General features: G+C 60.2%; 15 protein-coding genes. 5 read left to right on the top strand and 10 right to left on the bottom strand.

Annotation, left to right across the window (positions count from 1 at the left end):
* Positions 1-7: 7 nt before the first annotated feature.
* Genes ABAC402_RS27770 through ABAC402_RS27760 form a run of 3 tightly spaced genes read right to left on the bottom strand, consistent with a single transcriptional unit; the run spans position 8 to position 4,127 of the window.
* Positions 8-1,726, bottom strand: a complete 1,719-nt coding sequence (locus tag ABAC402_RS27770) for an acetyl/propionyl/methylcrotonyl-CoA carboxylase subunit alpha (RefSeq protein WP_023448985.1) — start codon at positions 1,724-1,726, stop codon at positions 8-10.
* 16 nt (positions 1,727-1,742) lie between these two features.
* Positions 1,743-2,510 carry an enoyl-CoA hydratase-related protein gene (locus ABAC402_RS27765; RefSeq protein ID WP_023448984.1) on the bottom strand — a complete coding sequence of 256 codons (768 nt, stop codon included), beginning with the start codon at positions 2,508-2,510 and terminating at the stop codon, positions 1,743-1,745.
* A gap of 9 nt (positions 2,511-2,519) precedes the next feature.
* Entirely contained in the window at positions 2,520-4,127 is a 1,608-nt protein-coding gene (locus ABAC402_RS27760) for a carboxyl transferase domain-containing protein (RefSeq protein ID WP_023448983.1), read from the bottom strand.
* 193 nt (positions 4,128-4,320) lie between these two features.
* Between ABAC402_RS27760 and ABAC402_RS27755 the strand changes: the two genes are divergently transcribed.
* A complete protein-coding gene (locus ABAC402_RS27755; protein ID WP_023448982.1) occupies positions 4,321-5,184 on the top strand; it encodes a LysR family transcriptional regulator in 864 nt (287 codons plus the stop codon).
* 82 nt (positions 5,185-5,266) lie between these two features.
* Here the strand turns inward: ABAC402_RS27755 and ABAC402_RS40430 are convergent, their stop codons facing one another.
* Together ABAC402_RS40430 and ABAC402_RS39180 are read right to left on the bottom strand one after the other, a co-directional pair.
* The gene (locus ABAC402_RS40430) at positions 5,267-5,422 is read right to left on the bottom strand and encodes a hypothetical protein (protein WP_023448981.1); all 156 of its coding nucleotides are present in this window, start codon (positions 5,420-5,422) and stop codon (positions 5,267-5,269) included.
* Positions 5,423-5,457: 35 nt separating this feature from the next.
* Positions 5,458-5,976 (bottom strand): PadR family transcriptional regulator, encoded by a 519-nt coding sequence (locus tag ABAC402_RS39180; protein WP_023448980.1) that lies wholly within the window; start codon positions 5,974-5,976, stop codon positions 5,458-5,460.
* Between the two features lie 849 nt (positions 5,977-6,825).
* On the opposite strand from ABAC402_RS39180, the gene ABAC402_RS27745 reads away from it, so the two are divergent.
* Entirely contained in the window at positions 6,826-8,139 is a 1,314-nt protein-coding gene (locus tag ABAC402_RS27745) for an OmpA family protein (protein ID WP_023448979.1), read from the top strand.
* A gap of 244 nt (positions 8,140-8,383) precedes the next feature.
* Here ABAC402_RS27745 and ABAC402_RS27740 read toward each other — a convergent pair whose 3' ends face one another.
* A complete protein-coding gene (locus ABAC402_RS27740; RefSeq protein WP_023448978.1) occupies positions 8,384-8,998 on the bottom strand; it encodes an SCO family protein in 615 nt (204 codons plus the stop codon).
* Between ABAC402_RS27740 and ABAC402_RS27735 the strand changes: the two genes are divergently transcribed.
* Both ABAC402_RS27735 and ABAC402_RS27730 read left to right on the top strand, forming a co-directional pair.
* Positions 8,973-10,499, top strand: coding sequence for an ActS/PrrB/RegB family redox-sensitive histidine kinase (locus ABAC402_RS27735; protein ID WP_369751378.1), 1,527 nt, complete (start codon positions 8,973-8,975; stop codon positions 10,497-10,499). The genes ABAC402_RS27740 and ABAC402_RS27735 overlap by 26 nt on opposite strands.
* A 32-nt stretch (positions 10,500-10,531) precedes the next feature.
* Positions 10,532-11,080, top strand: a complete 549-nt coding sequence (locus tag ABAC402_RS27730; protein ID WP_369751394.1) for an ActR/PrrA/RegA family redox response regulator transcription factor — start codon at positions 10,532-10,534, stop codon at positions 11,078-11,080.
* On the opposite strand, the gene ABAC402_RS40150 is transcribed toward ABAC402_RS27730, so the two are convergent.
* The 4 genes from ABAC402_RS40150 to ABAC402_RS27715 all read right to left on the bottom strand — a co-directional run bounded on the left by ABAC402_RS40150 (position 11,047) and on the right by ABAC402_RS27715 (position 13,914).
* Positions 11,047-11,301 (bottom strand): hypothetical protein, encoded by a 255-nt coding sequence (locus ABAC402_RS40150; RefSeq protein ID WP_155847346.1) that lies wholly within the window; start codon positions 11,299-11,301, stop codon positions 11,047-11,049. The genes ABAC402_RS27730 and ABAC402_RS40150 overlap by 34 nt on opposite strands.
* Positions 11,302-11,313: 12 nt before the next feature.
* A complete protein-coding gene (gene rarD / locus ABAC402_RS27725) occupies positions 11,314-12,216 on the bottom strand; it encodes an EamA family transporter RarD (RefSeq protein ID WP_031235398.1) in 903 nt (300 codons plus the stop codon).
* 72 nt (positions 12,217-12,288) lie between these two features.
* Positions 12,289-13,317 carry an aspartate-semialdehyde dehydrogenase gene (locus ABAC402_RS27720; protein ID WP_023448974.1) on the bottom strand — a complete coding sequence of 343 codons (1,029 nt, stop codon included), beginning with the start codon at positions 13,315-13,317 and terminating at the stop codon, positions 12,289-12,291.
* 183 nt (positions 13,318-13,500) lie between these two features.
* Positions 13,501-13,914, bottom strand: a complete 414-nt coding sequence (locus ABAC402_RS27715; RefSeq protein ID WP_040409872.1) for a response regulator — start codon at positions 13,912-13,914, stop codon at positions 13,501-13,503.
* Between the two features lie 240 nt (positions 13,915-14,154).
* On the opposite strand from ABAC402_RS27715, the gene ABAC402_RS27710 reads away from it, so the two are divergent.
* Positions 14,155-15,006 carry an NAD(P)/FAD-dependent oxidoreductase gene (locus tag ABAC402_RS27710; RefSeq protein WP_023448972.1) on the top strand — a complete coding sequence of 284 codons (852 nt, stop codon included), beginning with the start codon at positions 14,155-14,157 and terminating at the stop codon, positions 15,004-15,006.
* Positions 15,007-15,113 lie beyond the last annotated feature (107 nt).

The following is a 15,113-nucleotide window of genomic DNA, read 5'->3' as shown; positions in this document are numbered from 1 at the left end:
GCTTGTCCTATTCAATCTCAACCAGCAGGGCCTTGTCGCCGACCTGATCGTCCCTTCGGACGTGGACGGCTTTTACCACGCCGGCACGGGCGGCCTTCATGGTGTGTTCAATCTTCATGGCGCCCAGGATCAGCAGCTTGTGGCCCTTGTCGACGGTGTCACCCGCCTTGACGAAGACGTCGATGACCTTACCCGGCATGGGGGCGTGAACCTCGCCCGTCGCTGCTGCCGCTTCATGGTCGTCGCCGATGTCGAGATGCAGGTGCGGCCGCGGCGCCAGGTTCAGCCACCAGCCGGTTATGTCGTTCCACGGCGAACCGGGATCGGCGGTAACTGCATACGCCGGAGCCGCGGCATCCGGCCAGGGCTGCGTCAGGCTGTCGATATGGCGGGCGATAAAGCCGGTGTCGATATCGGCGGCGGCGAAGTCCGGATCGCTGACGACGCGGCGCAGGAAAGCCAGATTGGTCGCCAGGCCGCTCAGGCGGGTTTCGACCAGGGCCTGGCGCATCCGTGCCAGGGCTTGCGCGCGGTTGCGACCATGGACGATGAGCTTGGCGATCATTGGGTCGTAATGGACGCTGACTTCGTCACCCTGTTCGACGGCGCTTTCGATCCGCGCCCAGGCCGGAAAGCTTAGGGTTGTCAGCCGGCCGGTTGCCGGCAGGAAGTCGTTCTGCGGATCTTCGGCGTAGAGCCGCGCTTCGAAGGCGTGGCCAGTGATGCTCAGCGCGGACTGGTCCTTTGGCAGGGGTTCGCCCGCCGCCACGCGTAATTGCCACTCGACCAGATCCAGACCAGTGATCTCTTCAGTTACAGGATGTTCAACCTGTAAACGCGTATTCATCTCCATGAAATAGAAGGGCGCACTATCGATACCCTTGGAAACATCGACGATGAACTCGACCGTACCGGCACCATGGTATCCGATCGCCTGGGCGGCCCGGACTGCGGCATGGCCCATAGCGATGCGCAGGCTTTCCGGCAGGTTGGGTGCAGGCGCTTCCTCGATAACCTTCTGATGACGGCGTTGCAGCGAACAGTCGCGTTCGAACAAATGTACGACTTGGCCGTTCTTGTCACCAAACACCTGGATTTCGATGTGGCGCGGCACCTCGATATACTTCTCGATAAGGACCCTGGGGTCTCCGAAGGCGTTTTGGCCTTCGCGCTGGGCCGAGGTCAGGGCATCGGCGAAATCCTTTGCCCGGTCGACCCGGCGCATCCCCTTGCCGCCACCGCCGGCGACCGCCTTGATCAACACTGGCCAGCCGATGGCTTCGGCCTCAGCCAACAGCTGTTCCGTGGACTGATCCTCGCCGTGATAGCCTGGCGTAACCGGAACGCCCGCCTGCGTCATCAGGGCCTTGGCAGCACCTTTCAGCGCCATGGCCGAGATGGCCTCGGGCGTTGGGCCGATAAACATCACACCCGCGGCGTCGCACGCACGGGCAAACTCGACATTTTCCGACAGGAAGCCATAGCCCGGATGGATCGCCTGGGCGCCATGCTCAACCGCCACGGCGACGATGCGGTCACCGCGCAGGTAGGAGTCGCTGGCGGCCGCCGGACCGATCAGCGCCGCCTCGTCGGCTTCACGGACAAAGGCGGCGTCCTTGTCGGCCTCGGAATAGACCGCCACCGTGCGCACGCCCATCCGCTTGCAGGTACGGATGATGCGGCGAGCGATTTCGCCCCGATTGGCGATCAGAATCTTGGCGAACATCACAGGTCTCCCACCCCTAAATGTCCCAATGCGGTTTGCGTTTTTCCAGGAATGCCGCGATACCCTCGCGGCCTTCGTCGCTGGCGCGGCGGTGGGCGATACGTGATGAGGTCTTGCCGCCTAGGTCGGTCCCCTTGTGGGCGATATCAGCTAGCAGGTCCTTGATATCGGCAATGGCACCCGGGGCAGCTTCGCAGAAGGCAGCGATGAGGGGCTTGGAAGCAGCTTCGAGGTCATCGGCGATCTGATGGATCAGGCCGATGCGGAGGGCCTCGGCGGCATCGAAACGCTCGCCACTCAGCATGTAGCGGCGCGAGGCCGACATGCCGGTCTTGCTCAGCACGAATGGCGAAATCACCGCGGGGATCACACCCAGGCGCACTTCCGTCAGGCCAAACTGCGTATCCGGGGCGGCGATAACGACGTCGCAGCAGGCCGCGAGGCCGACCCCGCCGCCGAAGACGCCGCCGTGGACCAGACCGATGACCGGCTTGGGGCAGGCATTGATCGTTTCGAACATCTCGGCCAGACCTCGGGCGTCATCGCGGTTCATCTCCTCGTCCTGTTCGGCGGCGCGTCGCATCCAGTTGAGGTCGGCGCCGGCCGAGAAGCTGCGCCCCGCGCCGTTCAGCACAATGACACGGATGCCGTCTTGCTTGCCCAGATCGGAAAAGGCATCTTTCAGATCGCCGATCATGCCCTCGTTGAAGGCGTTGTGGACTTCGGGGCGGTTCAGGGTGACGCGGGTGATGCCCTCGCGGTCGCTTTCGATGAGTACAGACATGGTAGCCTCCTACATCCGGAAAATGCCGAACCGGGTCGGTTTAATGGGGGCGTTCAAAGCGGCGGACAAGCCAAGACCCAGCACGCGACGGGTATCGGCCGGGTCGATGACGCCGTCGTCCCACAGCCGGGCGGAGGCGTAATAGGGATGGCCCTGGGCGTCATAGGTGTCGCGGATCGGCGCCTTGAAGGCGGCCTCGTCCTCGAAGGACCAGGTACCGCCCTTGGCTTCGACGCCATCGCGGCGGACGGTTGCCAGAACATTGGCGGCCTGTTCGCCGCCCATGACCGAGATTCGCGCATTGGGCCACATCCACAAAAAGCGCGGTTCGTAGGCGCGGCCGCACATGCCATAGTTTCCGGCGCCGTAGGAGCCGCCGATAATGACGGTCAGCTTAGGCACGTCCGCGCAGGCGACGGCCGTGACCATCTTGGCGCCGTGGCGCGCAATGCCTTCGTTCTCGTATTTGCGCCCGACCATGAAGCCGGTGATGTTTTGCAGGAAGATCAGCGGGATCCCGCGCTGGGCACAGAGTTCAATAAAGTGGGCCCCTTTCAGCGCGCTTTCGGAGAAGAGTACGCCATTGTTGGCGACAATGCCGACCGGATAACCATAGAGATGGGCAAAGCCGGTCACCAGGGTTTCGCCATACAGCGCCTTGAACGGGTCGAACTGAGAGCCATCGACCAGACGAGCGATGATGTCACGGATATCGAAGGGCTGGCGGGAGTCGGCCGGCACGATACCGTAGATGTCTTCGATGGGATAGAGCGGTTCGGCGACCGGGCGCGTGGCCAGGGTGACCGTCTTGCTGCGGTTGAGATTGCCGACAATACGGCGCGCGGTACGCAGCGCATCGGCGTCATCGGCGGCCAGATGGTCGGCGACGCCGGAGATGCGGGCATGGACATCGCCGCCGCCGAGGTCTTCAGACGACACCACCTCGCCGGTCGCGGCCTTGACCAGGGGGGGGCCAGCCAGGAAGATGGTGCCCTGCTTCTGGACGATGATGGATTCGTCTGACATGGCGGGGACGTAGGCGCCGCCGGCGGTACAGGAGCCCATGACGACGGCGATCTGCGGGATGCCCGCGGCCGACATCCGCGCCTGGTTGAAGAAGATGCGACCGAAATCGTCCTTGTCCGGAAAGACCTCGTCCTGGTTGGGCAGGTTGGCGCCGCCGGAATCGACCAGGTAGACGCAGGGCAAATGGTTTTGCTGGGCTATCTCTTGAGCGCGCAGGTGCTTCTTGACCGTCAGGGGGTAGTAGGTGCCGCCCTTGACCGTGGCATCATTGCAGACGACGACGCATTCGGTGCCATTGATGCGGCCGATACCAGTGATGATGCCGGCGGCGGCGACCTCGTCGTCATAGACGTCGAGGGCGGCCAGGGCGGAAAACTCGAGGAAAGGCGAGCCGGGATCGATCAGGCCGGCAATGCGGTCGCGCGGCAGCAGCTTGCCGCGATCGGTGTGTTTCTGGCGCGCCGCTGCGGTGCCGCCCAGAGCAATCTTGGCCGTCAGCCCGCGCAGGTCGTCGACCAGGGCCTGCATGCGCGCGGCATTGGTGATGAAGTCGGCATCCGCAGGGTCGATGTCGCTTTTCAGCACAGGCATAGTGGACCTTTTGGCACAGGGGATGGCGAAAGAAGACCCCTCTGTCTCGCGCCTCGCCGACAGGCAGAGCCGACGGCCACTGTCGCGGCGCTGACGGATGGTCCTCTTACAAGCAGATGGATCATAGCGATCCTATCCCATTTACGTGTATTGCGGAAATGAATTAAACCTATTGTGATTATAGATGTGATCTATGGAACTCTATCTCTTTCGCTACTTCCTCAGCCTGGTTGAGACCGGCAGCTTCACCAAAGCCGCCAGCGCCTGCCTGGTGACCCAACCGACACTCTCGGCGGGCATCAAGCGCCTGGAGGAGCAAGTCGGCGTTGACCTGTTCGTCCGCAGCAACAAGCGGGTGTTCCTGACTACGGCCGGAACGCGCTTCCTGCCACGTGCCAAGGCGATCCTTCACGAGGTCAATATGGCCGCGGCCGAACTGTCGCAAACCGAGAGTAGCAATGTCCTGCGGCTGGGCGTGCTTCAAACCCTGCCGGCGGCATGGGTCGCAGGATTGTTGGAGGGATTTCTGAGAGAACGACCCGATATCCGCTTTGACCTGGTCGATGGCACTGAACAGGAGTTGCTGAATCGGCTGGACGAACGGGGGGTCGATTTCGCCCTGTCGCTGCGCCGGGTCGAGGACGACACCTCTATTGCGCTGTTCGAGGAGGGGTATCAACTGGCCCTGCCGCGGACGCACCGCCTGGCGGAGAGGGCCGAGATTCAGGGCGAGGATCTGGCCAACGATTGCATGATCGTCCGGTCACGGTGCGAAGTGCTGTCGGAGACGTCGCGGCACTTTACCGATCGCAATGTACGGCCGCCGCTGGTCTACCGGACCGCCCAAGACGAACGGGCTCTGGCGATGGTCGGGGCTGGAATCGGCATTACCGTCATGCCGCAATCCTATCAGGCGCAGAATGTCGTTCGCATCGCCATGGCCGGGTTCAATCCTCGGCGGACGGTGGCCTTGTTCAAGCCGCGCTACGCCTTGCCCGACCGCCTGGAAGCGGCGGCCCGGGCTTTCCAGGCCTTTGCGACTGGTTATGCCGGCTAAAGCGCAATCCGATAAGGTGTGCAGCACTTTTCGGAAAAATTACGCGACAAAACAGAAAGTTAGAGCGAGATGGCGACTCTACCTAAAGCCATTCCGCTCTAGCCGCCAGAATGGCTACGACTACGGACTGGACGGCATAGACGATGGCCATGGCCTGAATGGCAGTCAGGGGCTCTCCGGCAGCCGCCGGGGGGATGGCCGGAGCGAAAAGTCCAGACACGATGGTGACGGCCAGCATGGCTCAACAGAGGGCCAGGCATTTTGCAGCAAACTTCATGGTTTGGTCTCTTCTTTGAGTTGGCGATAGGCATCGGCCGCCCATTCTGCGGCGGCTTCCGTGGTTCGGAGTCCATGTTGAACGGCCAGTTGGGCCTGCAAAGGCATGCTGCGGCCCGGTTCGCTGCCCAGGAAACCCTTCAAAGCGACGATCTTGCCGTGGGCGCAGCGGGCAAAGGACAACAGGAAGTCTAGTGACTGCCTGCGGTCATCCTGGAGAAAAGCAAAACGCAGAAGCGCGATGTTCGGATCTTCCTTTGCGGTAACCGGTTGGGCCAGCCAGGTGACAAACGCTTCAAGACCTCCTGGCGTGATGGCAAAGACGCTTTTGCGTGGCCCGGCAGACTGGCTTGCGATCAGTCCTGCCGTCTGCAGGTTTTTCAAGGCGGGGTAGATGCTGCCCGGGCTGCTGGAATAATTTCCCATCGGCGTCGTCTCGAACACCTTACGCAAAGCATAGCCGCTGCGGGGTTCGTCGCGGATCAGTCCCAACAAGGCGAAGGCAAGCGGCGTCATTTGGTACGATCTGTATTATGAGATATGGATAATACGGATCGTACCAAATGGCAAGGCGCGTACTGTTCGAGCGGTTTATGGACGCTAATGCCAACCTTCGATGACCTTGACTCATCGTGGGTTGGCAAGCGCGCCAGAGAACGTACTTCGGGCGCCCGAGCTTTTGCGAGGCGCCATGGGGGGCGCCTAGTCCGGCGCTTGAGCTGAAAAAATGCGAACACCAAGCGTCATTCTTTATGAGGCTTGGTATAAAGCGCAATCCGATAAAGCGTGACGCCACCGCACGGGCGTCCCCGTTTTCGGAAAAATTGCGCGACAAAATAAAAACGTCGAGCGGGATGTGTTTTGATTCCATCAAACCACATCCGCTCTCGAACCGCTCGGCGCGTCAATGCCAAATCAAAGCACAAGAAGCCACTGCCTGGGTGGCGTCAAGCGGTAGACGGCCCTACAGCACGCCTTAGCAACGGCAATCTTTAACAACGAAGGCCTCTCACCTGAGGTGAGAGGCCTTCTGTTAGGCACATTAGCCTGTGTCGGCTCCGCGATAAAAATCCGGAGGATGTTTACGAGCTCAGCCCGTGGAACTATCTTAGCAAAAAGGCCGTTCCGGCGCCATTCACAAGGTCGCGACCCGTTTTGAATACCCGTGATAGGCGCGCTGTTAAGATTTGGACTCGTCGCTCACACGAAGTCGGGGCGTTTTTTTGCAAAACCAGCGCCTGACTGCGGCCCAAATGACGCATGACGCCACGATCTTGCCCCAATTGAGATAACCGAATTTCAGCGGCGCCGGCTTTCTGATAGGCTTAAGATCTTATTAATATTCAGCCTTTGGTGAACTCCGCTATGCGCCTCAAGATCGTTGCTGTTCTGGCTTGCGCCCTGTCGATGATGGTCGCCTCCACCGCCTCCGCCGATACCACCCTTGGATGGTATGTCGCCGCCGATGCCGGCGTGCACGACATGGACGAGCAGAAGCTGGTGCTTCGTGATGTAACCCTGGTCTCACGGACCGAAAGCGATGAAGAGTCGTGGTCCTCAGGCGAAGGGGCAATTGCCGCAACCATCATCAATGAAGATCTCGAAGAGAGCGATGCTTTTTCCCTGGACACCAAGGCGAAGACCGCCGTCTTCGTCCGCGCCGGTAACCAGTTGTCGCCGCACTGGCGCGCTGAACTGGAATATGGCGAGCGTCCGGGCGATATCCGCAACAGCATCGTTACAGGTTATGACGGTGAAGCGGCCGGTCGTGGCACGCTGGATCTGACCTCGCTAATGGTCAATGTCATCTACGATATCGCGCCTGACCGCCGTCTGCATCCGTTTGTCGGGATTGGCCTTGGCGCTGTCAAGGTTGAAACCGACTATACCGGCACGACCTCAGATCCCGATTATTCATCCACCTATACCATCCGCTCGCGCAAAACCGCCGCCGCTGGCCAGGTGATCGCCGGCTTGGCCTGGGCCGCGTCCGATCGTCTCAATATCGATCTGACCTACCGTTACCTCGAAGTGGGCAAGGCGAACTATGATGTCCGTGCCGACGTCGCCTACACGGAATACAATGGCGAAGACGATTGCTACCCCTATTGCGACGGTTTCACTGCGAATGCGGCCTACGGCCCGACCCTGGTCGAGGAAGTCTATGAAGGCCGCATGTCCGGCAAGATCCGCGATCACAGCCTGACGCTGGGCCTGCGGTGGTCGTTTGGCGCGCCGCGTGGTCCCGCTGCAGATGTCGGTCCGCCGCCGGAGCAGGAGATGGCATCGGCGGGCGATACCTACAGTTCGCCGTCGCCGGTCGTCGCTCCCGTCGCCCCGCCTGCCCGCCGCGACTTTACAGTCTACTTCCCCTTTGACAGCGCCACGCCGTCCGCCGATGGCCAGGCGGTCATCTCCGCCGCCGCCTCGCAGGCCCGCAGCCAGCCAGGTACGCCGGTTACGGTCACCGGCCACGCCGATACCTCAGGCGGCGCTCCCTACAATATCAAGTTGTCGCAGAACCGGGCCCGCATGGTCGCTGAAGGTCTCATCCAGTTGGGCGTGCCGGCTTCGGTGGTCAATACCGACTGGAAGGGCGAAACCCAACCGGCCGTTCCGACCGGAAACGGTATCAAGAATGCGGAAAACCGCCGCGCCACCATCACTGTCGGCCAGTAAGGCTGCCCAAAACGACTTGGTCTAAAAGCCAGGCCCAGAGAAGCCCTTCAAACCGCCTCAAAGACCTCTCCGTCCAACGACGGGGAGGTTTTCTGTGTATCAGGGGGCGTCATGCGTTTGAAGCTTGCCGCTGTTTTGGCCTGGGCTGGTCATTCGGCGTTGCCACCAGCCATGCCGACACCTCTGGCAACGCTCACGACGAAATCAAGCGGCCGCAGAGCTGGCCCGGACGGCGGTGCACAGGCTATCTGCCAGCCATGGCGTCCTTGATCATGTCCGCCATCTCGTCAGGCTGGATACCGTAGCCGTAGGCGCTGTTGTAGCGGCCTTTGGGGTCCATGAGGAACACCGCTGTGGTGTGCTGATAGGTATAGAGGTCGCCGGCACCGACCTTGGTGGCGGTGGTGCGATAGGCCTTAACTGCTGCATCGATCTGGTCTTGCGTTCCGGTCAGGCCGATTGTCGCCTTGGGCATTCCGCCGCTATTGAGATAGGCCTTCAGGCTGGCCGGGGTGTCGCGCGCCGGATCAACGCTGATAAAGATAACCTGGAAGTCCTTCGCCTTGCCACCCAATTGCTTTTGTGTGGCTGCCAGGGTCTGCAGGGTCAGGGGACAGAAATCAGGGCAATAGGTGTACCCGAAAAAGACCGCTGTCCATTTGCCCTTCAGCGCACCTTCCGTCACCACCTGGCCGTTCTGATCGGTGAGGGTGAACGCGCCACCGGGTAACATAGACGGATCAAGGTCAGTGGTGCTGCTGCGCTGAGAATCCTTGAAACTGATGTAGTAGTTGAGACCGGCCAGGCCGATCAGGGCCACGAAGGCCGTAGCGATGATTGCCAGCCGGAACTTTGTCATCTATTCCTCACCCAGAATGAACGGAGCCATGATGACGTCCGCTTTAGAGAGCTTGGGCACCTTTTTCAATGGAGCCGATGACGCAGGCCCAAGTCGGGGACCAGGTACGGGGCGAAGTCCTGGCCTAAGTTCTGGCCCAAATACAGGTCTCTGGCCGGGTCTTGGTCCTTTCGGCCGCGAAAAGGACCACCTGCGTTTGCGCACCCTGGTCATGCTGCGCTGGCTGGCGATCCTGGGACAGACGGCCATGGTGCTGCTGATCGCCTTCGTCTTCGAATACGAGATCCGGCTGTGGCTGACGCTCAGTATCATCATGGCCAGCGTCTGGCTGAACATCATCCTGACCGTTGGCCGCCGTTTTGTCCAGCGTATGCGCGGCTGGGAGGCGGCGCTGCAGCTTAGCTTCGACGCCGTGCAACTGGCGCTGCTGCTGGGCGTGACCGGCGGCTTGAACAATCCCTTCTGTCTGATGCTGGTGGCGCCAGCGACGGTGGCTGCCGCCAACCTGCCGGCACGCCATGCCATGGTGGTGGTCGTAGCGGCGATGCTAGCCACGATCGCCATCGCCTTCTGGCATCTGCCTTTGCCGTGGCGGCCCGGTGAGAGTTTCGTCCTGCCAGACATCTATCGATTCGGCTTCCTGACCGCCATCCTCCTCGGCATCGTGTTTACGGCCGGTTACGCCTGGCAGGCGGCGCTGGAGTCGAACCGCATGGAGCACGCCCTGGCGGCAACCCGAGCGGTTCTGGAGCGTGAACAGCGGTTGTCAGCGCTCGGCGGCCTGGCGGCGGCGGCGGCGCATGAGTTGGGTACGCCTCTGGGCACCATCCAGGTGGTAGCCAAGGAGATGTTGCACAGTCTGAAAAAATCCGATCCTCTGTACGAAGACGCCGAACTGTTGGTGTCGCAGAGCCAGCGCTGCCGCGACATACTGAGGCAGTTGTCACAAAAACCCGAGACGCGCGACTCCGTTTATGACCAGATGCCGGTGCGGGCCTTTCTGGAAAGCATTGCCGCACCCTATCGCAAGGATCGCAAGGATATCGTCATCGAGGTGTTGAGCGAAGGACATGGCATCGATCCTGAAAAGGAAGCCGGACTCATGATCCTGCGGCGGCCGGAATGGCTGCATGCCTGGGCGGCCTTCGTCGAAAACGCCGTAGATTTCGCCAATAGCGCCGTCTGGGTGCGTTTCGAGGTCTCGCACGGCTTTGTCGCGCTGAATGTGGAGGACAACGGCGCAGGGTTTGCGCCGGACATATTGTCGCGGCTGGGGGACCCCTATATCTCCTCTAGGGTGTTCGGTGAGGATGCTCCGAAGGCTGAGGGACGGTCGTATTCTGGTATGGGGCTTGGGTTCTTCATCGCCAAGACCCTGTGTGAGCATACCGGGGCACGGGTCAGTTTCGGCAACCGCGAGGGCGGCGGGGCCTATGTGCGGGCCTTGTGGCGGCGCGACCAGATGGATATTTTTTGGGCGGATGAAGGAGACGTGTCTTGACCGAGGAAGTTGTCAGCGATGTGAAGGCGGAGATTGCCGCCAGGTTGGACGCCCTTAGCGATAAGTCGTTGCTGGTCGTGGACGACGATGCGCCGTTCCGTAACCGCCTGGGCCGGGCCTTGGAGACGCGCGGTTTTGTCGTCACCATGGCCGAGAGTGTCCATGAGGCGCTGGAGATCATCGCGAAAAATCCGCCGGCCTTTGCAGTCATGGATATGCGACTGGATGACGGTTCGGGACTGAGGGCGATAGAGGCCTTGCACAAGGCGCGGCCGGAAGCCCGTGCGATCATGTTGACGGGTTATGGAAATATCGCGACGGCAGTGGCGGCGGTAAAGTCCGGCGCAATCGACTATCTGTCGAAGCCCGCTGATGCCGATGATGTGGTCAAGGCCCTGCTGGTGGTAGAGGATTCGGCGCCGGTCCCGCCGGAAAATCCGATGTCGGCCGATCGGGTGCGGTGGGAACATATCCAGCGCGTCTATGCCCTGTGCGGCCAGAATGTGTCGGAAACGGCACGCAGGCTCAACATGCATCGAAGGACACTTCAGAGGATTTTGGCGAAGCGGGCACCGAAATAAGGTTTTGTCGCGAGTGCGGGATGTGTTCTGAAAGAACCAAAACCTTGCTCCAGTTTTTTGTCTTGTCGCGCAATTTTATCGAAAAGTGCTGCACACTTTGTCGGATTGCGTCTAGGGCGGGTTTTTGAAGGAATCAAAACCTCGCTCCAGTTTTTTGTTTTGTCGCGCAATTTTACCGAAAAGTGCTGCACACTTTGTCGGATTGCGCTCTGGTAGTTCACGGTCAAAACCCTCTACGTCGTCGTCACCGCCCGCAACCTCTGCCAGGCGCCAAAGGCGAACACCATGGCTCCACCCCATATAAAGGCGAACGACACCCCGCGCAGGAAGGTGAAGGTCTCACCCTGGAACAATCCGATGCAAAACGCGATCGTCGGCGCGATGAACTGGATAAAGCCCATGGTCGACAGCGGTAAACGCCGCGCCACAAAGCTGAACAGTGCCAAAGGCAAAACCGTGATTGGCCCAGTAAAGGCGAACCAGAATGCGTTCCACGGCGAGTCAAAAAAGTGCCCCCGGCCGGATTGCTCGAACCAGACCAGAAAGACCAGAGCTACCGGAAACAGGTACATGCACTCCACCAACAAACCCGGCAAGGCATTGACCGCCACCTGCTTGCGAATGATTCCGTAGGTGGCGAAACTGACCGCCAGGATCAAGGCCACCCACGGGATATGGCCGATGGCAAACGCCTGGATCAGCACACCAACCACCGCGGCGCCAATGGCCGCCTTACCGTAGCCGTCCAACCGTTCCTTAAACAGCATAGCTCCGGCCGCCATATTGATCAGGGGGTTGAGGTAATATCCGAGCGACGATTCGATGGTGTGGCCGTTGGTCACCGCCCAGACGAAGACTCCCCAGTTGATTGCCACCATCAGCGACGAAATCAGCAGGATACCCAGAAGCTTGGGCTGTTTGAAAATGGTCCATACCTCGGGGAACTGACGCGTTGCCAGAACCAGGCCAGTTGCCCAGATCATCGCCCACAGGGCACGGTGACCAATGATCTCGACCGAACCGCCGCCGAAGGCGGTGATCGGCATGTAGGCCAGGGGAGCGAAGCCCCATACGCCGTAGCACATAACGGCCAGCATGACGGGGGAGGCAAAAAGTGTCGATTTTTCGGGTAGCATGACAACGGACCACAAAAAGAAAACCGGCGGAGGTGACCCTCCGCCGGCTCGAAATCTCAAAACGAGACAATCCTAAGCGCTAACGGGGGTGAGAACACCGCGTTCGTCGAGAAGTTGTGCAATCTGCACCGCGTTTAGCGCCGCACCCTTGCGCAGGTTGTCCGATACACACCACAGATTGATTCCATACGGGACCGTCGGGTCGTTGCGAATGCGCGATACAAAAGTAGCAAACTCGCCGACGCACTCGATCGGCGTGACGTAGCCGCCCGGTTCGCGCTTGTCGACGACGGCAATGCCCGGAGCGTCGCGCAGGATTTCGCGCGCCTGGCCTTCATCCATCGGTTCTTCAAACTCGATATTGACCGATTCCGAATGCCCCACAAACACCGGAACGCGGACGCAGGTGGCTACGAGGTCGATAGTCGGGTCGATGATCTTGTGCGTTTCCGCGGTCATCTTCCACTCTTCCTTGGTGTAGCCGTCCTCCATGAAGACGTCGATCTGCGGAATCAGGTTGAAGGCGATCTGCTTGACGAATTTCTTGGGCGACTTGTCACCCATGCCGTAGAGTGCCTTTGTCTGGTTCCACAATTCGTCCATGCCTTCCTTGCCGGCGCCCGACGTCGACTGATAGGTCGAAACGACCACGCGTTTGATGCGGGCGACATCGTGCAGCGGCTTTAAGACCAGAACCAGCTGGGCGGTCGAGCAGTTTGGATTGGCGATAATGTTCTTCTTGCGCGCCAGCCAGATATCGTCCGGGTTCACTTCCGGCACGATCAGCGGCACCTCGGGGTCCATGCGCCAGGTTGAGGAGTTGTCGATCACCATCGGCCCCAGGGCGCCGATCTTGGGCGACCATTCCTTGGAAACCGCACCGCCGGCGCTCATCAAGACAATGTCGACTTTTGTAAAGTCGAAGGTTTCCAGGTTCAGGCATTTCAGGGTTTTGTTGCCAAAAGCGATTTCGAGGCCGAGAGATTTACGCGATGCGACGGCGTAGATTTCCGAAATGGGGAAATTGACCTCTTCGAGGATGGCGAGCATCTCGCGACCCACGGCGCCGGTGGCGCCGACGACGGCGACCCGATAACCCATACTAGACTCCTGTTGCGGACAAACTGCGCGCAAACGCGCACGCGGGCATGTGAACCTTTTGGTTCGCCTTGACAAGAGCCAACAGGATCACAGCCCGGGTTTTGGCGCGATTCTTACGAAACCGGGTTGTTCGCGTGCCGCAAAAAGTGGCCATTTGCAGGCTAGTCGGGCGCGTTTGCCCAGTCAGCGCATCGCGCGCAGCATCTGACCCAAGCCGTCGTGGTGGCGGGTCTTTAGTACGCTGTCGATGGCGCCGATAAGGGCTTCCGACGTGAACGGCTTGGTCAAATGACCGTCGCCGCCGGCCTCAAAGCCCAGGTCGACATGATCGTCACCCTCATGGCCCGTCAGAAACAGGATCGGCGTGTAACCGAGGTGGAAACCGTCTTCCATCTGACGGATCTCACGCGCCGCGCGCAGACCAGACATCACAGGCATTTCCATGTCCATGACGACGGCATCATATTCGTTGACCTGATAGGCCTCGACGGCCTCCTGGCCATTTTGCGCGAAATCTACGTCAATGCCGGTCGATGCCAGCATCAGATCTATCATCTTGCGCAGGGTCGAGTTGTCTTCAACGCACAAAAGTCTCACTTTATAATTCCTCACTGTTACGCGGCGCTGCACTTAGTCCCTTGGAATCGCGCCGTCGTAATTATGTTATATAGGCGCGCCCTTAGCCAAGTCTGAACAACCACATTGCTTTTTTGTTTTCCATATTGCGAAAAATGGTCGCTGGGCCTTGAAATCGTTGCATATTCCGTGCCTGACAAAACCTAGGCACGGCATCGATCACGAAAAGTTGCGAGTTACTACAGGGTTAATGGTCGTCAAATGTCGGAAAACATGTCGCTCCAGGTCATCATTATCGGCGGCGGTCCGGCGGGGGTCAGCTGCGCCATCTGGCTCAAGAAACTGGGTGTGAGGGCGCTACTGCTGGAGGCGGCGCCGCGACTGGGCGGGCTGCAGACCTGGTCGCCATACGAGAACCTGTGGATCCCCGGCGTTCAGGGCAAGACCGGGCAGCAAGTCGCGCAGAGCCTCTGCGACCATGCCACCGCGATTGGCGCCGAGGTCCGCACGACCTGTCCGGCCTTGACGGTATCGGGCGACTACACGGTCGATATTCCGGCCGGAAGTTTGTGTGCGCCGTATCTGGTCATCGCGACGGGGACCCGGCCGCGGGCCGGTGGCTTCACGCCCACTGCCCGCGTAGCCATTGGGCCGGGGACTCCGATGGAATCTCTCGCCGTCAAGGGTAAGCGGATCGCCATACTGGGCGGCGGCGACAATGGCTTCGACCAGGCGCGGTTCGTCGCCGAACGCGGCGGCATGCCGGTGATTTTTTCGCGGTCGGCACCGCGGGCGCAGAAGCTGCTTCAGGAGATGATCCCCGACGTGAAGGTGGTGACGGGTGACTATACTGCCGACCAGAACGCCATGACGATCAATGGCGAAGCGTTTGATGCATTCGGTGTGTTGTACGGCTTCGAAGCCGTCCTGCCACCGGGTTTGGCGCCTGAACTTGAGAATGGTTATGTCGCGGTCAACCGGTTGGGTGAGACCAGTCTCCCCAAGGTCTATGCCTGTGGTGAGGTGACGGACTTCTGGCATCCGTGCGTAACGACAGCGGCCGCGCATGGTGTACAGGTGGCTAAACAGATATCGAAGAAACTGGCTGATTAGGAAAATGGAAAACGCAGTTTTTGCCTACAAGAAGTCTCTTGGCCAGCTTGACGTTTTCGAAACGGTGACGGAAACCGTGAAAGACCGTGCCGGCTTGGATGTTGCTT

This window comes from Asticcacaulis sp. AC402 (assembly GCF_000495835.1).
Classification (GTDB): Bacteria; Pseudomonadota; Alphaproteobacteria; order Caulobacterales; family Caulobacteraceae; genus Asticcacaulis.
This window is presented reverse-complemented; position numbering and strand designations above follow the sequence as displayed.